Source organism: Microbacterium telephonicum, from assembly GCF_003651225.1.
Lineage (GTDB): Bacteria > Actinomycetota > Actinomycetes > Actinomycetales > Microbacteriaceae > Microbacterium > Microbacterium telephonicum.
Map to the genome: position 1 here is coordinate 613,349 of NZ_RCDB01000002.1, position 23,369 is coordinate 636,717.

Below are 23,369 nucleotides of genomic sequence, written 5' to 3' on the forward strand. Positions count from 1 at the left end.
CCACCCCGGTCAGTCCGGTTGCGCTGCGCGCACCCGCAGGTCGCGGGCGAGTCCGTCGCGCTGCTCGATCACGATGCGGCGCAGGGCGCGGGGTGCGTCGTGGTGCGCCGCCAGCCAGGCATCCGCGTCGTCGGTCGTCTCAGCGGCCGGGAACAGCCCGCGCACGAGCCGGCGCGCGATCTCGATGCTGCGCTCTTCCCACACCGGGAGGATGCGGGCGTAGTAGTCCGCGTCGAACCCGGCGATCAGATCGCGGCGGCCGCCCGCGCGCACGCCCGAGATGACCGCGTCGAGCTCGTCGTTGGACAGCAGAGCGTCGTCCCACGCCTGCGTCCAGGCCGCCGCCCGCACGGCGGTGTCGGGGCGGGCGGCGAGCATCGCGCGGTGGGCCAGGCGCCCCTTGGCCGTGTCGTCTCGTGCGAGCTCGGCATCCGCATCGGCGGGCGTCGCGTGCCCCGTCGCCGCGAGGGCGAGCAGCCAGCTCCACCGCAGCTCCGGGTCCAGCGGCAGCCGCTCCGGCGCCGCGATGCGTCCCGACAGGATGCCGCGCAGCTCGTCGTGCCGCCCCGGCGCCACTGCCGCGGCGGCCCCGACCGCGCGCGCCCACGCCAGCTGCGCGTCGCTGCCGGGTTCGGCGCTGCGCAGCGCGGACCAGGCCGTCTCGAGCCACTGCGACGCCAGCGCGTCCCGGCGGTGCGGTGCGGCGTAGTGCGCGACGGCGAAGCCGGTGCGCGCCAGCGCATCGGCGAGCAGTCCGACGTTCGGCTCGGCGACGGCGTGCGCGGTCACGATCCCGAGGTACCGCTCGACGGGGAGCTCGCCGTCGCGCGCCGCGTTCCACAGCGCCGCCCACACGACCGACCGCACCAGCGCGTCGTCGACGGTCGACAGCGCCGCCGCGACGGCATCCGTCGAGCGCGCGTCGAGCCGCACCTTGGCGTACGTGCTGTCGTCGTCGTTGGGCACGACGAGAGCCGCCTCCGGCCCGGCCACGGTAAGCGCATCGGCGTCGATGTCGACGTCACGCTGCGCACGCCTGATCAGTCGGCCGTCCTCGAGGTCGAAGAAGCCGACGGTGAACCGGTGCGGCCGCACGTCGGTCTGGGTGATCTCGAGGCCACCGTCACGGCGATGCGCCCGCACCTCGGACACACCGGTCGTACGCAGCCAGGCATCGCTCCAGCCGGCGAGGTCGCGCCCGCTCTCGGCCTCGAGGGCGGAGAGCAGGTCGACGAGGGTCGTGTTACCGAAGGCGTTGTCGGCGAAATAGCGGCGCGCGCCGGCGAAGAAGGCCTCCTCGCCGACGAACGCCACGAGCTGTTTGAGCACCGAGGCGCCCTTCGCGTACGTGATGCCGTCGAAGTTGAGCTTGGCCGCTTCGAGGTCGGGGATGTCGGCGACGATGGGATGGGTCGTGGGCAGCTGATCCTGCTCGTACGCCCAGCCTTTGCGGCGGCTCGCGAACGTCACCCATGCGTCGGGATACAGGCCGGTCGCGACCGACGAATGGGCGCCCATGAAGTCGGCGAACGACTCCTTGAGCCACAGGTCGTCCCACCATCGCATCGTCACGAGGTCGCCGAACCACATGTGCGCCATCTCGTGCAGGATCGTGTTCGCCCGCGCGTCGCGCTGCGCGGCTGTGGCCGCCCCGCGGAACACGTAGGCCTCGGTGAAGGTCACCAGTCCCGGGTTCTCCATCGCGCCGAGGTTGTACTCCGGCACGAAGATCTGGTCGTACTTCCCCCAGGGGTAGGGGGCGGCGAACCGCTCCCCGAAGTAGGTGAGTCCGCGGCGGGTCACCTCGAGGATCTCGTCGGCGTCGAGGTGCGACGCGAGCGACGCGCGACACAGCACGCCCAGGGCGACGGGACCGCCGTCACCCTCCCACGTCCCGTCGACGCGATGGTAGGGGCCCGCAGCCACCGCGGTGATATAGCTGGAGAGCGGCAGGGTCTCGGCGAAGGTGACACGGATGCCGTCGGCCACGTCGTCTCGCGCCGTCTCGACCCCGTTGGACAGCACCGTCCAGCCGGCGGGCGCCGACACCTCGAACCGCCAGCGCGCCTTCAGGTCGGGCTGCTCGAAGACGGGGTACACACGCCGCGCATCGGCCGGCTCGTACTGCGTGTAGAGGTAGACCTCGTCGTCGACGGGATCGCGGAAGCGGTGCAGCCCCTCGCCGGAGCGGCTGTAGCGTCCACGCGCGCGGACCGTTACGACGTTGCGCGCGGCGAGGGCGTCGATGCGGATGCGGGCCCCGTCCCATTCCACTGCGCGCGGGCTGCCGTTGACCACGACCTCGTCGACCCCCGCACCGAGGAAGTCGATCCAGGTCTCCGTCGCATCGGCCTCGAACGTCAGCGTCGCCGCCGTCGGGAAGCTGTCGGCATCCGCGTCGCGGGCGCCGCGCAGATCGAGGTGCACCTCGACGGTCTCCACACGGATCACGGCGGCACGGGCCGCGGTCTCGTCACGGGTGAGGTTGGCGGTACTCATCCCTCCATGCTGTCACGCGGATGGGGCGGATCTGATACTTTCTGAACATGTTCAGTTCTGATGCCGACGCGAGCAGGACGTCCAAGAGCGCACGCACCCGCGCGCTGCTGCGCGACACCGCCCTGCGCTCGTTCCGCGAACGGGGGTACGACGCGACGACGATGCGCGGCATCGCGAGCGAGGCCGGTGTGTCCGTCGGCAACGCGTACTACCACTTCGCGACGAAGAACGACCTCGTCCAGGAGCTGTACCTCGACGTGCAGGAGCGCCATCGGGAGGCGGCGACGCCGGTGCTGGGCGACACCGACGACCTCGTCGAGCGCATCGGCGCGGTCTACCGCACCGGCCTGGCCGAACTCGCCCCCTATCATCCGTACGCGCCGGAGTTCGTCTCCGCCGCGCTGTCGCCGAGGTCGGAGATCAGCCCGCTCTCCGACGCTTCGTCGCCCGCGCGCGAGATCACGACCGCGCTGTTCGCGCACGCGGTCACCGGTGCCCGTCGCGGCGGTCTGCCCGACGACCTGGCGGCCGCGCTGCCGGGGGCGTTGTTCCTCGGACACCTGCTGCTCGCGCTGTTCTGGGCCTACGACACGTCGCCGCAGCAGGAGCGGACGGCCCGACTGCTCGACCGGGGCCTCGCGCTCCTGCGCGTGACCCTCCCCCTCGCCCGGCTGCCGCTCGCCCGCGGCGTCGTGCGCGAGCTGCTCGACCTGATCGCGGAGGCGGGGCGATGAGCGGCGAGCCGTCCCCGCGCACGGTGGCCCAGCCCATGGCCTTCACCCGGGGCGAGTTCGTGCGGGGTGCCATCTCGGCCTGGTTATGGGCGATCGGCATCCTGATCGTGGGGTGGACGGTGGCAATCCCGTTCTGGGGGCTCCTGTCGGCGATCTACGTGCTCCCCGCCGCGACGATCGCGCTGGTCGTCTTCGCGGCACCCACGTGGTTCGTCGCGCACACGCTGAGGCGTGCGGCCTCGGTGGCCGTGTACACCGTCGCCCTCGCGACGATCGGCGTCGTGATCGGCATCGTCGCGACCACGGCACTCGTCGCGACGGGCACTGCGGGCTACATTCCGTTCGGCGCGCTCGCGATGTCGAATGCGCTCGCCGCGGCGCTGGCGATGGTGCTCGGCTGGCGTCGCGGCGCCCGCGCCGTACTGCGCTCTCGCACGCCCGAGCCCGCCGATCCGGACGCGGCGGCGGAAGACGCGACCGCGGACCGCGCTCAGCGCGGCTGAGACTCCCCCGGCACCGACCAGACGGTGCCGGTGTCGCTCGAGGGCCGCGCCACCGGAATGCGGGTGCCCAGCACCTGCGAGACGACGTCCTGCGCGATCTTCGCGGGGGTGAGACCGGCGTCCTCGAGGATCTGCTCGCGCGTCGCGTGGTCGAGGAACGCATCGGGCACGCCGAGCTCGTCGACCGCCGTGTCGACGCCCGCCTCGCGCAGCACCTGCCGGACGCGTGTGCCGATGCCGCCGACGCGGATGCCGTCCTCGAGCGTGATCACGAGCCGGTGACGCGCCGCCAGCGCGACCACGGACGGCTGCACGGGCACCACCCACCGCGGGTCGACGACGGTCGCGCCGATCCCCTGCGCCTCGAGCCGTTCCGCGACGGCGAGGGCGGTGTGCACCATCGGGCCGATCGCCACGATGAGCACGTCCTCCTCGTCGCCGCGGGCAAGCACGTCGACACCGTCGGCGAGACGCTCGAGCGCCGGCACGTCGGCGGAGACGGTGCCCTTCGGGAAGCGCACGACGGTCGGCGCATCCTCGACGGCGATCGCCTCGGCGAACTCCTCCCGCAGCCGCGCGGCGTCGCGCGGCGCGGCGATGCGGATGCCGGGCACCAGCTGGAGCATCGCGAGATCCCAGACGCCGTGGTGGCTGGGGCCGTCCGGACCGGTGACGCCCGCCCGGTCGAGCACGAACGTGACGCCGGCCTTGTGCAGCGCGACATCCATCATCACCTGGTCGAACGCCCGGTTCATGAAGGTCGCGTAGATCGCGACGACCGGATGCAGACCCCCGAAGGCGAGCCCGGCCGCCGAAGCGACGGCGTGCTGCTCGGCGATGCCGACGTCGAAGACGCGGTCGGGGTAGAGCTGCGCGAACGGCTGCAGACCGGTGGGCCGGAGCATCGCGGCGGTGATGGCGACGATGTCCTCGCGCTCTCCGCCGGCGCGGGCGAGCTCCTCGGCAAACACGTCGGTCCAGGCGACGGCATCCGCGCCGCTGAGCGGTTGTCCCGTGGCCGGGTCGATCTTGCCCACGGCGTGGAACTGGTCGGCCTCGTCGTTGCGGGCGGGTTCGTAGCCGCGCCCCTTCTCGGTGATCGCGTGCACGATGACTGGTCGGCCGTACGACTTCGCGATCTTCAGCGTCTCGATGAGCGTCGGCAGGTCGTGTCCGTCGACGGGGCCGAGGTACTTGATGTCGAGGTTGGAGTAGAGGGCCTCGTTGTTGACGAAGCGCGACAGGAAGCCGTGCGTGCCACCGCGCACGCCGCGATACAGCGCGCGGCCCGCGGGGCCGAACCGGCGGAACAGGCTGTCGGAGCCGCGTCGCAGGCTCTCGTACCCCTCGGTGGTGCGCACCCGGTTGAGGTAGCGCGCCATACCGCCGATCGTCGGCGCGTACGATCGCCCGTTGTCGTTGACGACGATGACGAGGTTGCGGTCGTTGTCGTCGGAGATGTTGTTGAGCGCCTCCCACGTCATGCCGCCGGTGAGCGAGCCGTCTCCGACGACGGCGACGACGTGCCGATCGCGGCGCCCGGTGCGCATGAGCGCGCGCGAGATGCCGTCGGCCCAGCTCAGCGAGCTCGACGCGTGCGAGGACTCGACGACGTCGTGCTCGCTCTCACCGCGCTGCGGGTAGCCCGCGAGGCCGCCACGGGAGCGCAGCTGCGAGAAGTCCTGCCGCCCCGTCAGCAGCTTGTGGACGTACGACTGGTGCCCCGTGTCGAACACGAACGGGTCCAGCGGCGAGTCGAACACCCGGTGCATCGCGATCGTGAGTTCGACGACGCCGAGGTTCGGCCCCAGGTGTCCCCCCGTGCGGGCGACGTTCTCGACGAGGAAGTCGCGCACTTCGCGCGCGAGCTGCTGCAGCTGGGGCACGGTGAGCGCGTCGAGGTCTCGGGGACCGGTGATCGACGACAGCAATGACATCCGATGGACCTTCCGACGGCAGACGACTCAGTCTAGGTGCGTCCGATGCGAATCGCCCGGGAGCGGGCGGAGCGTCCTCGGGCGCGGACGGGAAGACCCCGGCTCCGAGTCGGGAGCCGGGGCCTGGTCATACCCGTCAGACGAGCGAGCGCAGCACGTACTGCAGGATGCCGCCGTTGCGGTAGTAGTCGGCCTCACCGGGCGTGTCGATACGGACCTTCGCGTCGAACACGACGGTCTGCTTGCCCTCCGGCGAGAACTCGCTCGGGGCCGCGGTCACCTTCACGGTCTTCGGGGTCGTGCCGTTGTTGAGTTCCTCGAGACCCTCGATCGAGACGATCTCGGTGCCGTCGAGCCCGAGGCTCTTCCAGCTCTCGCCCTCGGGGAACTGCAGCGGGACGACGCCCATGCCGATGAGGTTGGAGCGGTGGATGCGCTCGAAGCTCTCGGTGATGACGGCCTTCACGCCCAGGAGCGACGTGCCCTTGGCCGCCCAGTCGCGCGAGCTGCCCGAACCGTACTCCTTGCCGCCGAACACGACGAGCGGCGTGCCCTGCGCGGCGTAGTTCTCGCACGCGTCGTAGATGTACGACTGCGGGCCTCCCTCCTGCGTGAAGTCGCGCGTGAAGCCGCCCTCGACGATCTGGCCGTCGTTGACGGCCGAGACGAGCTCGTTCTTCAAGCGGATGTTCGCGAACGTGCCGCGGATCATGACCTCGTGGTTGCCGCGGCGCGAGCCGTAGGAGTTGAAGTCCTTCTGCGCGACGCCGTGCTCCGTGAGGTACTGCGCGGCCGGGGTGCCCGCCTTGATGTTGCCGGCGGGCGAGATGTGGTCGGTCGTGACCGAGTCACCCAGGGTCGCCATCACGCGGGCGCCGGAGATGTCGGCGACCGGGGTGAGGTCCATCGACATGCCGTCGAAGTAGGGCGCCTTGCGCACGTAGGTGGAGTCGGCGTCCCACTCGAAGACGGGGCCCTCGGGCGTCGGCAGGCTCGTCCAGCGCTCGTCGCCGTCGAAGACGGTGGCGTACTGCTTGATGAACTGGTCGCGGGAGATCGACGAGTCGATGACCTGCTGCACCTCTTCGGGCGTCGGCCAGATGTCCTTGAGGAAGACGTCGTCGCCGTTCTGGTCCTTGCCGAGCGGGTCGGTCTCGAAGTCGAAGTTCATCGAGCCGGCCAGCGCGTAGGCGACGACGAGGGGCGGGGACGCCAGGTAGTTCATCTTCACGTCGGGGCTGATGCGGCCCTCGAAGTTGCGGTTGCCCGAGAGCACCGCCGTGACGGCGAGGTCGTTCTCGTTGATCGCGGCCGAGACCTCTTCGATCAGCGGACCGGAGTTGCCGATGCAGATCGTGCAGCCGTACCCGACGGTGTAGAACCCGAGACCCTCGAGCGCCTTGTCGAGGCCGGACTTCTCGTAGTAGTCGGTGACGACCTTCGAGCCGGGGCCGAGCGTGGTCTTCACCCACGGCTTCTGCTTGAGGCCCTTGTCGACGGCCTTCTTGGCGAGCAGGCCCGCCGCGAGCATGACCGACGGGTTCGACGTGTTGGTGCACGAGGTGATCGCGGCGAGGGCGACGGCACCGTGGTCGAGCGTGAACGCGTCGCCGGCGGAGGTCTTAACGGCCGTGGGCTTGGAGACCGACTGCGGCGCGTGCGAGTGGTGGTGGTGCTCGTGCGTCGAGTGCTCGTCCTCGGGGGTCAGTCCAGGCGGGTCGGACGCCGGGAACGACTCCGCGATCGTGAGGTCGACGAGGTCGTGGTCGGCGTCGGCGTAGTTGGTGAGGTCGATGTTGAACTGGCTCTTCGCCTCACTCAGCAGGATGCGGTCCTGCGGGCGCTTGGGTCCGGCGATCGAGGGGACGACGGTGCCGAGGTCGAGTTCCATGTATTCGCTGAAGACGAGCTCGCGCGACGGGTCGTGCCACAGCGCCTGCTCCTTGGCATACGCCTCGACGAGGGCGACCGCCTGCTCGTCACGGCCGGTGAGGCGCAGGTAGTCGAGGGTGACGTCGTCGATCGGGAACATCGCGGCCGTCGAGCCGAACTCGGGGCTCATGTTGCCGATCGTGGCGCGGTTGGCCAGCGGCACGGAGGCGACGCCTTCGCCGTAGAACTCGACGAACTTGCCGACGACGCCGTGCTTGCGGAGCATGTCGGTGATCGTGAGCACGACGTCGGTCGCGGTGACACCGGCGGGGATCTCGCCGGTCAGCTTGAAGCCGACCACGCGCGGGATGAGCATCGAGACGGGCTGGCCGAGCATCGCGGCCTCGGCCTCGATGCCGCCGACGCCCCAGCCCAGCACGCCGAGGCCGTTGACCATCGTCGTGTGCGAGTCGGTGCCGACGCAGGTGTCGGGGTAGGCGCGCAGCACGCCGTCGCGGCCGGTGCGGTCGTAGATGACCTTGGCCAGGTGCTCGATGTTGACCTGGTGGACGATGCCGGTGCCCGGGGGGACGACCTTGAAGTCCTGGAAGGCGGTCTGGCCCCAGCGCAGGAACTGGTAGCGCTCGCCGTTGCGCTCGTACTCGATCTCGACGTTGCGCTCGAGGGCGTTCTCGCTGCCGAAGAGGTCGGCGATGACAGAGTGGTCGATGACCATCTCGGCGGGCGAGAGCGGGTTGATCTTGTCGGGGTCGCCGCCGAGGGCGGTGACGGCCTCGCGCATGGTGGCGAGATCGACGATGCAGGGGACGCCGGTGAAGTCCTGCATCACGACGCGCGCGGGCGTGAACTGGATCTCGGTGTCGGGCTCGGCATCCGGGTTCCACGACCCGAGCGCCTGGATCTGCGCCTGCGTGACGTTGGCACCGTCCTCGGTGCGCAGCAGGTTCTCCAGCAGCACCTTGAGGCTGAACGGCAGCTTCTCGTAGCCGGCCACGGTGTCGATGCGGAAGATCTCGTAGTCGGTGTCTCCGACCGTCAGGGTGCTCTTGGCACCGAAGCTGTCAACTGTGGACACGTCTGCTCTCCTTCGTCGGCCGGCGGACGGACTGCGGCCCGTCTCCCCCATCATCCCCGTGCGCCGCGCGACCGGCTAGTGAGGTGCGCCTAACCGCGGCGAGGGGATGATTTATCTTGATGTCAAGATAAATATACCATCCGGCCGTCAGGCGTCGGTGCGGCGGTAGAGCGCCCGGACGGCCAACCAGGTGACCGCGACGAGGGGCGCGAACAGCGGCAGGCCCATGATGAGCTTCAGGGTGCCGAGGGTCGTCACGTCGCCGTTGAGATAGAACGGCAGCTGCACGGCGAGACGCGCGAAGAACAGCGCCGCCCACGCGATCGTCAGCCAGAAGAACACCCGCCGCTTGCGTGGGTCCTTGCGCCACGCGGTGCCCTCGTTCATGAGGAAGCCGACCGCGAGACCGATGATCGACCAGCCCACGAGCGCCGAGACGAGCATCCCGGTGCCGTACGCGGCGTTCGTGATCAGGCCGGGGACGAAGTTGTCCTGCCCGCGCCCCGTGAACAGGGCCAGCGCCGCCGCCGCCGCCGTCGCGACGAGCCCACCCAGGGCTGCGGTGAGAGTGGAGCGCTGCACGAGCCGCACGAGAGTGAAGACGGCGGCGATGCCGACCGACAGCCCGAGCGACAGCCACAGGTTGCCCTCGCGGGTGGCCGGATCCATCGTGACGGTGAACACGACGATGAACACCAGGCCCGGCAGCACCGACTCCAGCACGCCGCGCCAGCCGCCCATCGCCGCCCAGACGACGTGACCGGTGGTCTGCTCCTTGGCGGGGTCGAGCCCCGCGCGGCGTGCGGCTCCACCGAGCGCCTGGCTGAGCAGGTCGGAGGCGGAGGGGTCGGATGCCGGCGGCGTCGTCGACGGGCGCGCCCGCTCGTCGGATGCCGTCTCGTCGGGGCGCTCGGGGCTCGTCACGGTCAGGCCGCGCCGGGAGAGGCCGGCATCTTGAGCGGGATGAGGTCGCGCGGGGGCATGGGGGTGCCGCCGCGGACGACGACGATCGAACGGAACAGGTCCTCGACCTTCGCCGCCGCCTCGATGTCGACGGCCGCCGCTCCCCCGATCACGCCGCGCAGGAACCAGCGCGGACCGTCGACCCCGACGAAGCGGGCGATGCGCTTGCCCGCCTGCGCATCGGCACCGGCGACCACCGGGACCTCGGCGAGCAGCTCCGCACCGAGCGGACCCTCGCGCTCCTCGACGCGGCCGCCCTGCTGGCGGATCTGCTGGCGGATCTGCTCGCGCGTCTCGTCCCACAGTCCGCTGGAGCGCGGCGCCGCGAAGGGCTGCACCTGCAGCGTGGAGTCGGCGTAGTCGAGGCCGACCGCGACGATGCGCTTGGTCTGCTCCTCGACCTCGAGGCGCAGGTTCAGACCCTCGCGCGGCAGGATCTTGATGCCGCCGAGGTCGATGTACGGACGGACCGGGTTCGCCTCGGACTCGTCGAACGGACCCACCGTGGCCCGGTCGGCCGGCGCCGCCTTGCCGGCGGGGGCCGCCTCGATGTCGGTGGATTCGGTGGATTCGGTGCTCTGGGTGTCGTCGCTCACGACGCTCCTCCCGCCTGGTAGCCGGTCGATCCGAAGCCGCCGTCACCTCGGGTGGTGCCGTCGAGCTCGTCGACCGGGATGAATCGCGCCCGGGAGACGGGCATGACGATGAGCTGGGCGATGCGGTCGCCGACGGCGACGTCGTAGGCCTGCTCGATGTCGGTGTTCAGCAGCGAGACCTTGATCTCGCCGCGATACCCGGCGTCCACGGTGCCGGGAGAGTTCACGACGGTGATGCCGTGCTTGGCCGCCAGACCGCTGCGGGGGACGACGAACGCGACGTATCCCTCCGGCAGCGCGATGCGCACGCCGGTGGCGACGAGGGCGCGGTGACCGGGCTCCAGTCGCACCGCTTCGGCGGCGACCAGATCGGCACCGGCGTCACCGGGGTGCGCGTACCCCGGAACCTGCGATGCGATGATGGGGACGTCCACGGTTTCGATCACTCCACGAGGGTAATGCACTTCATCATGAGCGACCTGTCCCCGGCGACCGTCCGTTATCGCGAACGGCTCAGCCCGTCGCTGTGGGTGCTCGCCTCCGCCGCCGTGAGCGCACCGATGGTCGCGCTGGTGCTCGCTCCCGTGGACGCCACGCTCGGTCTCGTGCTCGGCATCCTGGTGGGCATCGGCGTGATCGCGCTGCTGGTCGCCGCCTCGCCGGTGGTCGCCGTCGAGGCGGGCGAACTGCGCCTGGGGCGGGCGCACGTGCCCGTGTCGCTGCTCGGCGAGCCGATCGCCCTCACCGGCGACGAGGCACGCGAGGCGCGGGGCCCCGGGCTCGGGCGCGACTCGTGGCACCTGCTGCGCGGCGGCATCGACGGCCTCGTGCGGGTCCCCCTCGACGACCCGGACGACCCGGTGCGCGCGTGGGTGTTCTCTACCCGCACGCCCGACCGTGTGGTCGCGGCGCTGCGCCGGGCGCAGAACGCCGAGAGCCCCGCTCAGCAAGGCTGAACGGGGCGGGATCCTGCGGGTCGGCCGCTCAGGCGGCGCACTCGACGCACACGGCGCCGATCGCGTTCTCGTGGTGGATCTGCGTGCGGTGCTTCACGAGGAAGCACTCGATGCACGTGAACTCGTCCTCCTGCGCCGGCAGCACGACGACGTCGAGCTCGAGGTCCGACAGGTCGGCACCCGGCAACTCGAAACCGGAGGGGTTGTCGGCATCTTCGACGTCGACCGCGCCGGACAGCTTGTCGGGCACGCGCTCCTTGAGGGCCTCGATCGACTCGCTGTCGTCCTCGGTCTTGCGGGGGGCGTCGTAATCGGTAGCCATTCTCGAACGTCTCTTCTTCCCAGTGATGCGTCATGCCGGTGATCGGGCGGCCATAGTTTGCATGACGCGGTGTGATTTCGCAAATGACGCCCACTTCGGGCGGGATCTCTCCGATCGGCATCCACCCGAACTCGCGGCACGCCCTCGATATTCCCGTCGCCGCGCGCACGCTGTGACACCATGAACCGCGTACGCAGGAACTGGAGGGTGTTTCGCATGGAACAGCTCAAAGTCATCGGCCTCGAAGACGGCGCGCTCGTGCTCGCCACCGAAGCCGGGGACCGCTTCACCCTCGCCGTCGACGAGACGCTCAAGGCGCAGCTGCGCCGGGCGCAGCGCGACGACGAACCGCGGGTGGCCCGCCCCGGGCCGCGTGAGATCCAGGGGCACATTCGCGCGGGACTGTCGGCCGCCGAGGTGGCCGAGCTGCTCGGCGTGCGCGTGGAGGACGTCGAGCGCTACGAGCGCCCCGTCCTCGCCGAGCGCGAGCACATCGTCGGCCAGGCACTCGCCGTGCCGGTGCTGCTGGGCGGCGAGCTCGAGCCCGACGCGCAGCCCACCTTCGGCGCGGCCGTGCGTGCGAAGCTCGCCGAGGCGGGCGCCGTCGGCGAACGCTGGACGAGCTGGCGCGAGAGCAGCGGCTGGGTCGTGAAGGTCGAGTTCACCGCGAACGAGATCGACCACGACGCACGGTGGGGCTTCGACCCGCGCCGGTCGACGCTGTCGCCGCAGAACGCCGACGCCGTGCAGCTGTCGCGGCAGGGCTCGCTGCCGGAAGGCCTCATCCCGCGCCTGCGCGCGCTCGACTCCGCACCCGGCAAGGACGCCAGCCGCTTCGACAGCGGCGCGTTCGGTCCCCGGCATCTCGAAGCCGAGGCCGAGCCGGGCGTGCCCGAACTGCGCACACCCGTCGCGCCGGCGGTGCGGGATGCGGCCACCAAGCGCGCCCCCGATCAGGCGGTGACCTCGGCCGAGACCGCCGACCTGCTCGAGGCCCTGCGTCGCCGACGCGGCCAGCGCGAGCCGATGCCCACCGACGGGGACGACCGCGGCGCCGAGCCGGCATCGCCGGTCGCGCTGTTCGACGCCCTCGAGCCGGGATACGAGGCGCCCGCCGCCCCCGCCGACGAGGTCGACGAGCCCACCGAGGAGCCCACGCGCCGTACGAAGGGGCGCACGTCGATGCCGTCGTGGGACGAGATCGTCTTCGGCGCCCGCACCGAAGACGCCTGAGCACACGCCGGAGCGTCAGCGCGGCGTCGCGTAGGCGCCGAGTCGGATGAGCGGCACGATCCGCTCCTGATCGGTGAGCGACCCGTGCTGACCGATCATGCCCTGCGCACGTTTGTCGGCGAGCCGGTCGTCGTAGTACGCGATCGACGCGCGGGCCGCGACGAGCACGTCTCCGATGCGCACGGCGACCTCGGGATCGACGACGACGCCGAACAGGCCCGCCGCGATCGCCTCGTCACGGGTGAGCACCCAGGAGCGGTGCCCCTCAGCGTCCCGCCACGCCGTGGCGACGGCATCCGCGGCCCCCTCTTCGGCGTACAGGTGCAGCATCCGCGGTTCGCCCGCGACATGGCGCACACCGTGCAGCAGCGGGTCGCCCGCGCCGAGCAGCACGTGGCGGTGCGCGGGGACGTCGACCATGCCGTGGTCGGCGGTCACGAGGGCCCCGACACCGGGCGGCAGCGCGCCGGCGAAGGCGGCGACATCGCGGTCGAGCCCTTCGAGCCCGTGCAGCCAGCGATCCGACTCCCACCCCCACTTGTGTCCGAGCGCGTCCAACTCGGGCAGATATGCGTAGACGAGCGCGCCGTCGTGCGCGTCGGCGAGGGCGGATGCCACCGCGAGACGCTCCGCGACGGTCTCGGCCGCGACGAACGTCGCCCCGCGCTGGAGAGCGGTCGTGAATCCCGTCGTGCGGTACCGGGCACGGGAGACGACGAAGGCCGGGCGGCCTGCGGCGGTGTGTTCGGCCAGCAGCGGCGTCGACCGCTGCCACGTCAGCGGGTCGAGGCCGTCGGACTCGTAGCCGCCGAGCTGATCGGGCGTGCGCTCGGTGCCGGGCACACGCAGCCGATAGCCGACGATGCCGTGCCGTCCGGCGTCCGTCCCGGTCAGCAGCGACGCGAGCGCGGTCGCCGTCGTCGTGGGGAACGTGCTGCGCGCGGCGTCCCGCTTGGCCATCGCCGACACCAGGAATCGGGCGTGGCCGGAACGAGCGGTCAGGTTCCCCCGGCCGAGCCCGTCGACGAGCACCACGACCGCCGAACGGGCCGGCGCGAACCACTCCGAGGAGGCGCCCAGGGAGCGCAGCGACTCGGTGACGACACCGGTGAGGCTCCGGGCCGTGGGCGGGTCCACGGGTAGGCTGAGGGACATCGGGGCCAGTCTCGCACACGGCGGGAGGGCCCCTTCTTTCCCGCCGCAGCCGCGGCCGCCCGCCGCATCCGAGGATCACCCGACCGCATGGCAGCTTCCCGCACCGACTCCACGCCCGCCGTCCCCGAGCGGATCGAAGACGTCGACGTCTCGTCGGAGATGCAGGACTCGTTCCTCGAGTACGCGTACTCGGTGATCTACTCGCGCGCGCTCCCGGACGCGCGCGACGGGCTCAAGCCGGTGCAGCGCCGCATCCTGTTCCAGATGGCCGAGATGGGCCTGCGTCCCGACCGCGGGCACGTCAAGAGCGCGCGCGTCGTCGGCGAGGTGATGGGAAAGCTCCATCCCCACGGCGACTCGGCGATCTACGACGCGCTCGTGCGCCTCGCGCAGCCGTTCGCGCTGCGCGTGCCCCTCGTCGACGGTCACGGCAACTTCGGCTCGCTCGACGACGGCCCCGCCGCCGCGCGCTACACCGAAGCACGCCTCGCCCCCGCCGCGCTCGCCCTCACCGAGAACCTCGACGAGGACGTCGTCGACTTCATCCCCAACTACGACGGCCAGTTCCAGCAGCCCGAGGTGCTGCCGGCCGCGTTCCCGAACCTGCTCGTCAACGGCACGACCGGTATCGCGGTGGGCATGGCCACCAACATGGCCCCCCACAACCTCATCGAGGTCGTCGCCGCCGCGATCCACCTGCTCGAGCACCCCGAGGCGACCCTGGACGAGCTCATGGAGTTCGTCCCCGGCCCCGACCTCCCGGGCGGCGGCGTGATCGTCGGCCTCGACGGCATCAAGGAGGCGTACGCGAGCGGCCGCGGCACGTTCCGCACCCGCGCGAAGACCTCGATCGAGTCGCTCGGCCCGCGCCGCACCGGCATTGTCGTGACCGAGCTGCCGTACATGGTCGGCGCCGAGCGCGTCATCGAGAAGATCAAGGACGCCGTCGGGGCGAAGAAGCTCACCGGCATCGCCGACGTCAACGACCTCACCGACCGCAATCACGGCCTGCGTCTCGTGATCGGCATCAAGACCGGCTTCGACCCGAACGCGGTCCTCGAGCAGCTGTACCGTCTCACCCCGCTCGAGGACTCGTTCGGCATCAACAACGTCGCCCTCGTCGAGGGGCGCCCGCAGACGCTCGGTCTGAAGGAGCTGCTGAGCGTCTACCTCGGTCACCGCGTGCAGGTCGTCACGCGCCGCAGCCGCTACCGCCTCGCGCGGCGTCAGGAGCGCCTGCACCTCGTGGAGGGTCTGCTCATCGCGATCCTCGACATCGACGAGGTCATCCAGGTCATCCGCACCTCCGACGACGGCGAGCAGGCCCGCGGCCGACTCATGGACGTGTTCGACCTGTCCCAGCCGCAGGCCGAGTACATCCTCGAGCTGCGCCTGCGCCGCCTCACGAAGTTCTCCCGCATCGAGCTCGAGAACGAGCGCGACACCCTCAAGGCCGAGATCGCCGAGCTCGAGGCGCTGCTGGCCAGCGACAGCCTTCTGCGCGCCCAGGTCGCCCGGGAGCTGGATGCCGCCGCCGAGACGTTCGGCACGCCGCGGCGCACCCTGCTGCTCAACGGTGGCCCCGTCGCACCGCGCTCGCGCAGCGCCGCCCCCGCCGACCTGCAGATCGCGGATGCGCCGTGCCGCGTGTTCCTGTCGGCGACCGGACGGATGGTGCGCGCCGAGCTCGGCGAGGACGGCACGGTTGTGCCGCCCGCGCGCCGCGCCAAGCACGACGCCATCCGCGCCGCCGTGACGACGACGACCCGCGGCGAGCTGGGCGCCGTGACGAGCACCGGCCGTCTCGTGCGCTTCTCCCCCGTCGACCTGCCGTCGGTGCCCGCCAACAGCGTGCAGCCGGCCGCCGGCGCGCGCGTCGACCAGTACCTCGGGCTCACCGGATCCGAGCACGTCGTCGCGATCGTGCCGCTCGTCGAGACTCCGGCGATCGCCCTCGGTACCGCGCAGGGCGTCGTCAAGCGCGTCGCGGCGACCGAGCTGCCGCTCAACCGTCAGGACGTCGAGATCATCGCCCTCAAGCCGGGCGACAGCGTCGTGGGCGCCGCGCCCGCGCCCGACGACGTGGAGCTCGTCTTCGTCACGAGCGACGCGCAGCTGTTGCGCTTCGGCGCCGACCAGGTGCGCCCCCAAGGCCGCGCCGCGGGCGGCATGGGCGGCATCCGCGTGAGCGCCGGGGAGCGCGTGATCGCCTTCGGCGCGGTCGCCGCCGGCGACGAGACGGTCGTGGTGACCATCGCGGGCTCGACGCAGTCGCTCGCCGGGACGGACGCCGGCTCCGGCAAGGTGTCGCCGTTCGCCGAGTTCCCGTCGAAGGGACGCGCGACCGGAGGCGTGCGGGCGCAGCGGTTCCTGAAGGGCGAGGATGCGCTCACCCTCGCGTGGGTCGGCGACGAGCCGCGCGCGGTCGGCGCCGACGGGTCGGTGCGCAACCTCCCTGCCGCGGGCGCCAAGCGCGACGCCTCGGGTCAGCCGCTCGACGCCGTCGTCGCCGCGGTCGGAACCGTCGTCTCCTGACCCCGGGCGGGCGCCACAGGGTCCCGCGCGCGCGCACGCACCCACGCGCACGCGCACGCGCCCGAGGGCACGCCCCGCCGCGCGGCTCAGGCGTCGATGGCCTCGCGGTCCAGGCGGTCGCTCGAGGAGACGATGAAGTCGCGGCGCGGCGCGACGTCGCTGCCCATCAGCAGCTCGAACGCGTGGGCGGCGGCATCCGCATCCTGCACCTGCACGCGGCGCAGCAAGCGCCCCGAGCGGTCCATCGTCGTCTCGGCGAGCTGATCGGCATCCATCTCGCCGAGCCCCTTGTACCGCTGCAGCGGCTCCTGCCACCGCTTGTCGGCCTTGCCCAGCTTGGCCAGCAGCGCCTGCAGCTCGCGATCGGTGTAGGTGTAGATCGTCTCGTTCGGCTTGCTGCCCGGATTGACGACGACGACGCGGTGCAGCGGCGGCACCGCGGCGTACACCCGGCCCGCCTCGATGAGGGGACGCATGTACCGGAAGAACAGCGTCAGCAGCAGGGTGCGGATGTGCGCGCCGTCGACGTCGGCGTCGGTCATCAGCACGATCTTCCCGTAGCGGGCGGCGTCGATGTCGAACGAGCGACCGGAGCCGGCTCCGATGGTCTGGATGATCGCCGCGCACTCGGCGTTGCCGAGCATGTCGCTGATCGAGGCCTTCTGCACGTTGAGGATCTTGCCGCGGATCGGCAGCAGAGCTTGATACTCGCTGTTGCGCGCGAGCTTGGCGGTGCCCAGCGCCGAGTCGCCCTCGACGATGAACAGCTCCGACTGCGCCACGTCCTGCGTGCGGCAGTCGGCGAGCTTGGACGGCAGCGACGAGGACTCCAGCGCGTTCTTGCGTCGCTGGGTCTCCTTGTGGGTGCGCGCCGAGATGCGCGCCTTCATCTCCGAGACGATCTTGTCCAGCAGCAGCGCCGTCTGGTTCTTGTCGTCGCGCTTGGTGGAGGCGAAGCGCGCCGCGATCTCCTTCGCGACGACGTTGGCGACGATCGTGCGCACGGCGGGGGTGCCCAGGACTTCCTTCGTCTGACCCTCGAACTGCGGCTCCGGCAGGCTCACGGTGAGCACGGCGGTGAGGCCGGCGAGGATGTCGTCCTTCTCGATCTTGTCGTTGCCGACCTTCAGGCGGCGGGCGTTCTGATCGATCTGCGCGCGCAGCACCTTCATGAGCCCCTGCTCGAAGCCGGCCTGGTGCGTGCCGCCCTTCGGGGTGGCGATGATGTTGACGAACGAGCGCGTGAGCGTCTCGTAGCCGGTCCCCCACCGCAGCGCGATGTCGACGGTGCACTCGCGCTGCACGTCGGTCGGCACCATCGCACCGTTGGGCTGCAGCACCGGCACGGTCTCGGTGAAGGTGCCCGAGCCGGTGAGCCGCCAGGTGTCTGTGATGGCCGCATCGGGCGCGAGGAAGTCCGCGAACTCCGAGATGCCGCCGTCGAAGCGGTAGCTCGTCTCAGTGGTCTCCTCGCCGCGCGCATCGGTGATGACGATCTCGAGACCGGGCACGAGGAACGCGGTCTGCCGTGCGCGCTGTTCGAGCTCGGCGAGGTGGAAGGCGGCATCCTTCGTGAAGATCTGCCGGTCGGCCCAGTAGCGGATACGGGTGCCCGTGACGCCCTTGGCGACCTTGCCGGTCACGCGCAGCTGCGACGACGCCTCGAACGGCGTGAAGGCCGAATCGGGCGCGCCGTTCGCGAAGACGCCCGGCTCGCCGCGGTGGAACGACATCGCGTGGGTCTTGCCGCCCCGGTCGACCTCGACGTCGAGGCGCTCGCTCAGGGCGTTCACCACCGAGGCGCCGACACCGTGCAGACCGCCGGATGCCGCATACGAGCCGCCGCCGAACTTGCCACCGGCGTGGAGCTTGGTGAAGACGACCTCGACGCCCGTCAGCCCGGTGCGCGGCTCGACGTCGACGGGGATGCCGCGGGCGCGGTCGCGCACCTCCACGCTGCCGTCGGGATGCAGGACGATGTCGATGCGGGTGCCGAAGCCGGCGAGGGCCTCGTCGACGGAGTTGTCGATGATCTCCCACACGCAGTGCATGAGCCCGCGGGAATCGGTCGAGCCGATGTACATGCCGGGGCGCTTGCGGACGGCCTCGAGGCCCTCGAGCACCTGCAGATGATGGGCGGAGTACTCGGCGGTCACAATCCTCCAGCGTAGCCGCGGCGTCGGACACCGCCCCGATGACACACAGGACGGCGTCCGGACCGCCGATGCGCGAGGCCGATCCGCGCGGACACGGGGCGAAACGCCGTACGCGCACAGCGAAATGTGACCTGCTCCGGGCATTCTCGATGCCACCGCATGGTTGTATTGCATGCACCCGCACTGGAACCACACGCACGAGGAGGCACCCGAAATGAGCATGTCGACCACCGCAGAGCCCGCCGTCCTCGAGTACCGACTCACGGCCGGCGACCGTTGCGACTCCTGTGGAGCGCAGGCCTACATCGCCGCCGAGGTCAACGGCTCCGAGCTGCTCTTCTGCGCCCACCACGGCCGCAAGTACGAAGAGAAGCTCCGCGCCGTCGCCACGACGTGGCACGACGAGACCGCGCGTCTGGCCGACGCGCGCTGATCGGCGCGCGCACCGACGCTCGAAGAATCCTCCGGGAAGGGCGCCGCCGCCGTCGAATCTAGACTGGCTCGGTACCGAAAACCCCCGGAGGACTCTTCCATGTCGTCACGCCTCTCCCCGCTGCACCGCCTGCGCGTCCTCGGACAGCGCGCGGTCCGCATCGACATCTCGGCGGTGACCGATCGGGCACGCAAGACCGCCCGCATCCACGGCAAGAACTATCCGCTCGTGGTGGCCGACATGCTGTGGTCGGCCGCGCGCCACCGCGTCGGCTTCAACGACTACATCGAGTTCGACTTCGCGATCCTCACCCGCGCCGAGCGCGCGACCTGGGTCACGAGTCCGCTCGCGATGGAGTTCTCCCGGCAGTTCGACGACCCCGCCCACGTGCACCGGTTCCACCACAAGGTCGCTTTCAACCGCGACTTCGATCGGTTCCTGCAGCGCGAGTGGCTCGAGGTGGTCGCCGGCAACGCCGACGAGGTCGAGGCGTTCGCGCAGCGCCATCCGGTGTTCATCGCGAAGGTGCCGGTGAGCAAGTCCGGCGCCGGCGTGCGCCGGTACCGCGCCGACGAGATCGATGACTGGGCCGCATTCCACGCCGCCCTCCTCGAGAAGGACGAGGTGCTGCTCGAAGAGCCCATCGTGCAGCACGACGACATCGCGGCGTACTGCGCCGGCACGGTCAACACGACCCGGGTGACGACGTTCGTCCGTTCCGACGGCACCGTCGCGATCATCAACATGGCCCAGAAGTTCGGTCGCGGGCAGGTCAGCGACCAGGGCGCGTTCGGCGGGTTCTACGTGGCCCTGCACGAGGACGGCCGCGCGATGGGCGACGGCTACGACATCAACGGCGAGATCTATCCCACGCACCCCGAGAGCGGGGCGCGCGTCGCCGATTTCCGCCTGCCGCACGTCGAGAAACTGCAGGATTTCATGACCGAGGTCGCTCTCGTGGTGCCGCAGGTGCGCTACGTCGGCTGGGACGTCGTCATGGGCCCGGACGGCCCCGTGCTGCTGGAGGGCAACTGGGGCGCGGGCGTGTTCGAGAACAAGCCGTCGGCCACCGGCATCCGCCACGGGCACCTGCCGCGCTACAAAGCGGCGATGGGTCTGGACTGACCCACCGCCGCTGTCCGCCGCCGCCCGAGGGTCAGACGGCGGGACGGATGACGCCCAGCGGCGTGGACTGGTGTCCCTGGCCGAGCGGGTTGTCCTTGAGGATGCGCACGAGCCGCTGCTCGCCGGCGCGGTCGAGCGTGGAACCGAGGATGTTCCCGCCGATGTCGTTGATGTCGACCACCGCGACGTCGACGCCGAGCGTGGACTTCAGCCGCGCCGCGACCTTCGCCGGCTCGGTCGGACCCAGCACGACTGCCTTGTTGTAGGGCGGGATCGTCCCGGAGGTCGGCCCGTCGATCGCGCGCGCCTTGTCGCCGGCGATGCGGTAGAAGTCGCCGCGACGCCCGAACAGCTTCGTGACGGCGGCGACGGCGGCGGCGAACAGGATGCGGGGCGTGCCGCATTCGCGCAGCGCCATCTCCATCGTCTCGGGCATGCCCAGGCCGATGCCGTGCTTGGTCTTCACGACGTAGCGCGAGAGGAAGCGCGCGAGGCCTCGCGGGTGGATGTCCTCGACGAGGTACGACCGGCCCTGCGTGATCGCGACGATCTTCTCGGTGACGAACAGGATGTCGCCCGGCTGGACGACCTCGGGCGCATACTGCGCGATGAAGGCGTCGAGGTCGTCACCGGGCATGACGACGTGGGTGCGGATCGGGATCCGCACCCACGCCGTGCCGTCGACGACCGCCTCGAGGGCTTTGCCCTCGTTGGGCGCCGGGTTCATTCGAGGTAGTCCCGCAGCGACTGCGACCGCGACGGGTGACGGAGCTTGGCCATCGTCTTCGACTCGATCTGGCGGATGCGCTCGCGCGTGACGCCGAACGTGTCGCCGATCTGGTCGAGGGTCTTGGGCTGGCCGTCGCCGAGGCCGAACCGCATGCGGATGACGCCCGCCTCGCGCTCGCTGAGCGAGTCCAGCAGGGACTCGAGCTGGCGCTGCAGCATGGTGAAGCCCACCGCGTCGGCCGGGACGACCGCTTCGGTGTCCTCGATGAGGTCACCGAACTCGCTGTCGCCGTCCTCGCCGAGGGGCGTGTGCAGCGAGATGGGCTCGCGCCCGTACTTCTGCACCTCGATGACCTTCTCGGGGGTCATGTCGAGCTCGCGCGAGAGCTCCTCGGGGGTGGGCTCGCGGCCGAGGTCCTGCAGCATCTGGCGCTGCACGCGGGCGAGCTTGTTGATGACCTCGACCATGTGCACCGGGATGCGGATGGTGCGTGCCTGGTCGGCCATGGCACGCGTGATCGCCTGGCGGATCCACCACGTCGCGTAGGTGGAGAACTTGAAGCCCTTGGTGTAGTCGAACTTCTCGACCGCACGGATGAGGCCGAGGTTGCCCTCCTGGATGAGGTCCAGGAACTGCATGCCGCGACCGGTGTAGCGCTTGGCGAGCGAGACGACGAGGCGGAGGTTCGCGCCCAGCAGGTGGCTCTTCGCGCGCTGTCCGTCACGGGCGACCCACTGCAGGTCGAGGCCGAGCTGCGACGACTTCTCCGCCGCCGACATGTGCGACAGCTTCTCTTCGGCGAACAGGCCCGCCTCGATGCGCATCGCGAGCTCGACCTCTTCGGCCGCGTTCAGCAGCGGGACCTTGCCGATCTGCTTCAGGTAGTCCTTGACCGGGTCGGCGGTCGCGCCGGTGATCTGGGTCGAGTAGACCGGGACGTCCTCGTCGTCGTTGGACGAGATGACGATCGCGCCGGTGGGCAACGGCTCGCTGAACGCGGGCTTCTTGTCGTCTTCGTCGTCGGACTCGTCGTCGTCCTTGTCGCCCTTGGCGGGGGCGGCGTCGTCCGCGCCCTCGTCACCGGCGGTGTCGTCGCCCTCGTCGATGGGCACGTCCTCGAGCTCGTCGTCGGCCTCATCGTCGTCCGACGCCTTGGCCTTGGCCTTGGAGGCCTTGGCCGGAGCCGCCTTCTTGGCGGGCGCCTTCTTCGCGGCCGTCTTGGCTGCGGGTGCCGCCGCCGCCTTCTTCGCGGCCGTCGTCTTCGCGGGGGTGGAGGCCGTGGCCTCCTCCGCCTGCGCGTCGATGTCGTCGGTCTTGCGTGTGGTCTTCGTGCCTGCCGTCACGGTTCGCCTTTCACCGGCACTCTGGCCGGGGTTCGCGGACAGGAGTAAGACCCTTGTCAAGTCCCCCGCGGCGCTCACACGCCGATCCGGGGGTCGACAACGGGTCGGAACATCCATTCTCGCACACATCGCCGGGCGTTCCGGCGCAGCGAGAGCGCGTACCCCGAGACAACGCGACGAGGCGTACGGGCATTCCCTCGGACCTCGGCCGGGAGCCCGGCGCTCGACGCCTCAGATGCGGCCGCGACGGTCGTCGTCGGAGCGGCGATCGGCGAGGAAGCGCTCCAGCTCCGCGGCCAGTTCGTCGGCGCTGGGCAGATCGCCGGCGTGGATGATCGGCTGCCCGAGGGTCGACCCTGCCATGTAGGCGTCGTACCGCTCCTCGAGCCCGTGAAGCATCGTCTGCAGCTCATCGCTGCCGGCGACCTGGTCGTCGACCTTCGCGAGGTACTCGCGGTTCTCCTCGCGCACGTCGTCGACCGCGAAGACGAGTCCGGTCGCGACGCTGATGCTGTCCAGGCCCGCGAGCGCGGCGGCGGGGTACTCGGTGTCGCCGAGATAGTGAGGGACCAGCAGGACGAAGCCGGCGACGTCGGCGCCGGCCTGCGCGAACCGGTACTCCAGCAGGTGGCCGACCGTGGAGGGCACCTGCGTGCGCGGCTTCCACACCGAATGCGCCTCTGTCAGCTCGCGCCGGGTGCCGCTGACGGTGGTGCCGAGAGGCCGCGTGTGCGGCACCGGCATGGGGATCGCGTGCACCCAGGTGACCGTGGCGACCTCGAGCCCCTCCGCGAGACCCACGACCGTCTCGGCGAACGCCTCCCAGGCGAAGTCCGGCTCGTACCCCGACAGCAGCACGAACGGCTGGCCGATCGCGTCGTGCGCGAGCGACAGCTCGAGCCGTGCCGGACGGTACTCCGACAGGTGGTCGCCCTCGAAGGTGATGATCGGGCGACGTGCGCGGTAGTCCAGCAGCACATCGGACGAGAAGGCCACCACCGGGGCCGGCTCCAACGACTCGTTGAAGTACTCCTGCATGCGCGCGACGGCGCCACCGGCATCCGTGAACCCGGTCAGGGCGATCACCATCGGCAGGCCGGGCGGAACCGGCGGCGCCGAGGCGACACGTTCGTAGAGCGGACCGGAATAGGGCATGACTTCACTCTACGAGCCCCGGTGGG

At 70.8% G+C, this 23,369-nt stretch carries 19 protein-coding genes; 7 read left to right on the forward strand and 12 right to left on the reverse strand.

Going from position 1 to position 23,369, the window contains the following annotated elements; genetic code table 11:
* Positions 1–9: 9 nt before the first annotated feature.
* Positions 10–2,499 carry an aminopeptidase N gene (gene pepN / locus C7474_RS07915; RefSeq protein WP_121058680.1) on the reverse strand — a complete coding sequence of 830 codons (2,490 nt, stop codon included), beginning with the start codon at positions 2,497–2,499 and terminating at the stop codon, positions 10–12.
* Positions 2,500–2,546: 47 nt separating this feature from the next.
* On the opposite strand from pepN, the gene C7474_RS07920 reads away from it, so the two are divergent.
* Complete coding sequence (locus C7474_RS07920; protein WP_121058682.1) at positions 2,547–3,233, forward strand: TetR/AcrR family transcriptional regulator; 687 nt, start codon at positions 2,547–2,549, stop codon at positions 3,231–3,233.
* On the forward strand, positions 3,230–3,736 hold the full coding sequence (locus C7474_RS07925; protein ID WP_121058684.1) for a hypothetical protein: 507 nt from the start codon (positions 3,230–3,232) through the stop codon (positions 3,734–3,736). Before C7474_RS07920 ends, C7474_RS07925 begins: the two co-directional genes overlap by 4 nt.
* Here C7474_RS07925 and dxs read toward each other — a convergent pair.
* The 5 genes from dxs to dut form a co-directional block, all read right to left on the reverse strand.
* Positions 3,724–5,673 carry a 1-deoxy-D-xylulose-5-phosphate synthase gene (dxs, locus tag C7474_RS07930; protein ID WP_121058686.1) on the reverse strand — a complete coding sequence of 650 codons (1,950 nt, stop codon included), beginning with the start codon at positions 5,671–5,673 and terminating at the stop codon, positions 3,724–3,726. The genes C7474_RS07925 and dxs overlap by 13 nt on opposite strands.
* Positions 5,674–5,809: 136 nt before the next feature.
* Positions 5,810–8,641, reverse strand: coding sequence for an aconitate hydratase (locus tag C7474_RS07935; protein ID WP_121058688.1), 2,832 nt, complete (start codon positions 8,639–8,641; stop codon positions 5,810–5,812).
* 147 nt (positions 8,642–8,788) lie between these two features.
* On the reverse strand, positions 8,789–9,565 hold the full coding sequence (locus C7474_RS07940) for a DUF3159 domain-containing protein (RefSeq protein ID WP_121058690.1): 777 nt from the start codon (positions 9,563–9,565) through the stop codon (positions 8,789–8,791).
* A gap of 2 nt (positions 9,566–9,567) precedes the next feature.
* Positions 9,568–10,155 (reverse strand): DUF3710 domain-containing protein, encoded by a 588-nt coding sequence (locus tag C7474_RS07945; protein ID WP_121059367.1) that lies wholly within the window; start codon positions 10,153–10,155, stop codon positions 9,568–9,570.
* A gap of 41 nt (positions 10,156–10,196) precedes the next feature.
* Positions 10,197–10,646, reverse strand: a complete 450-nt coding sequence (gene dut / locus C7474_RS07950) for a dUTP diphosphatase (protein WP_199692397.1) — start codon at positions 10,644–10,646, stop codon at positions 10,197–10,199.
* Between the two features lie 24 nt (positions 10,647–10,670).
* Here dut and C7474_RS07955 point away from each other — a divergent pair, with 24 nt between their 5' ends.
* Complete coding sequence (locus tag C7474_RS07955; RefSeq protein ID WP_241965161.1) at positions 10,671–11,156, forward strand: DUF3093 domain-containing protein; 486 nt, start codon at positions 10,671–10,673, stop codon at positions 11,154–11,156.
* A 28-nt stretch (positions 11,157–11,184) separates the two neighbouring features.
* Here the strand turns inward: C7474_RS07955 and C7474_RS07960 are convergent, their stop codons facing one another.
* Complete coding sequence (locus C7474_RS07960; RefSeq protein WP_121058694.1) at positions 11,185–11,478, reverse strand: DUF4193 domain-containing protein; 294 nt, start codon at positions 11,476–11,478, stop codon at positions 11,185–11,187.
* 216 nt (positions 11,479–11,694) lie between these two features.
* Here C7474_RS07960 and sepH point away from each other — a divergent pair, with 216 nt between their 5' ends.
* Entirely contained in the window at positions 11,695–12,711 is a 1,017-nt protein-coding gene (gene sepH / locus C7474_RS07965) for a septation protein SepH (RefSeq protein WP_121058696.1), read from the forward strand.
* Between the two features lie 15 nt (positions 12,712–12,726).
* Here the strand turns inward: sepH and C7474_RS07970 are convergent, their stop codons facing one another.
* Complete coding sequence (locus tag C7474_RS07970) at positions 12,727–13,866, reverse strand: alkaline phosphatase family protein (RefSeq protein WP_199692398.1); 1,140 nt, start codon at positions 13,864–13,866, stop codon at positions 12,727–12,729.
* Between the two features lie 87 nt (positions 13,867–13,953).
* On the opposite strand from C7474_RS07970, the gene C7474_RS07975 reads away from it, so the two are divergent.
* Entirely contained in the window at positions 13,954–16,401 is a 2,448-nt protein-coding gene (locus C7474_RS07975) for a DNA gyrase/topoisomerase IV subunit A (RefSeq protein ID WP_121058700.1), read from the forward strand.
* Between the two features lie 86 nt (positions 16,402–16,487).
* On the opposite strand, the gene C7474_RS07980 is transcribed toward C7474_RS07975, so the two are convergent.
* Positions 16,488–18,557 carry a DNA gyrase/topoisomerase IV subunit B gene (locus tag C7474_RS07980; protein ID WP_422385783.1) on the reverse strand — a complete coding sequence of 690 codons (2,070 nt, stop codon included), beginning with the start codon at positions 18,555–18,557 and terminating at the stop codon, positions 16,488–16,490.
* 214 nt (positions 18,558–18,771) lie between these two features.
* Between C7474_RS07980 and C7474_RS07985 the strand changes: the two genes are divergently transcribed.
* Together C7474_RS07985 and C7474_RS07990 are read left to right on the forward strand one after the other, a co-directional pair.
* Positions 18,772–18,990 carry a DUF7455 domain-containing protein gene (locus C7474_RS07985; RefSeq protein ID WP_121058702.1) on the forward strand — a complete coding sequence of 73 codons (219 nt, stop codon included), beginning with the start codon at positions 18,772–18,774 and terminating at the stop codon, positions 18,988–18,990.
* Positions 18,991–19,089: 99 nt separating this feature from the next.
* Positions 19,090–20,115, forward strand: coding sequence for a sugar-transfer associated ATP-grasp domain-containing protein (locus tag C7474_RS07990; protein WP_121058704.1), 1,026 nt, complete (start codon positions 19,090–19,092; stop codon positions 20,113–20,115).
* A gap of 31 nt (positions 20,116–20,146) precedes the next feature.
* On the opposite strand, the gene C7474_RS07995 is transcribed toward C7474_RS07990, so the two are convergent.
* From C7474_RS07995 to C7474_RS08005, 3 genes are all read right to left on the reverse strand, one after another.
* Positions 20,147–20,842, reverse strand: a complete 696-nt coding sequence (locus C7474_RS07995; protein ID WP_121058706.1) for a coenzyme F420-0:L-glutamate ligase — start codon at positions 20,840–20,842, stop codon at positions 20,147–20,149.
* Positions 20,839–22,188 carry an RNA polymerase sigma factor gene (locus C7474_RS08000; protein WP_121058708.1) on the reverse strand — a complete coding sequence of 450 codons (1,350 nt, stop codon included), beginning with the start codon at positions 22,186–22,188 and terminating at the stop codon, positions 20,839–20,841. Before C7474_RS08000 ends, C7474_RS07995 begins: the two co-directional genes overlap by 4 nt.
* A gap of 231 nt (positions 22,189–22,419) precedes the next feature.
* Entirely contained in the window at positions 22,420–23,343 is a 924-nt protein-coding gene (locus tag C7474_RS08005) for a proteasome assembly chaperone family protein (RefSeq protein ID WP_121058710.1), read from the reverse strand.
* Positions 23,344–23,369: the final 26 nt, after the last annotated feature.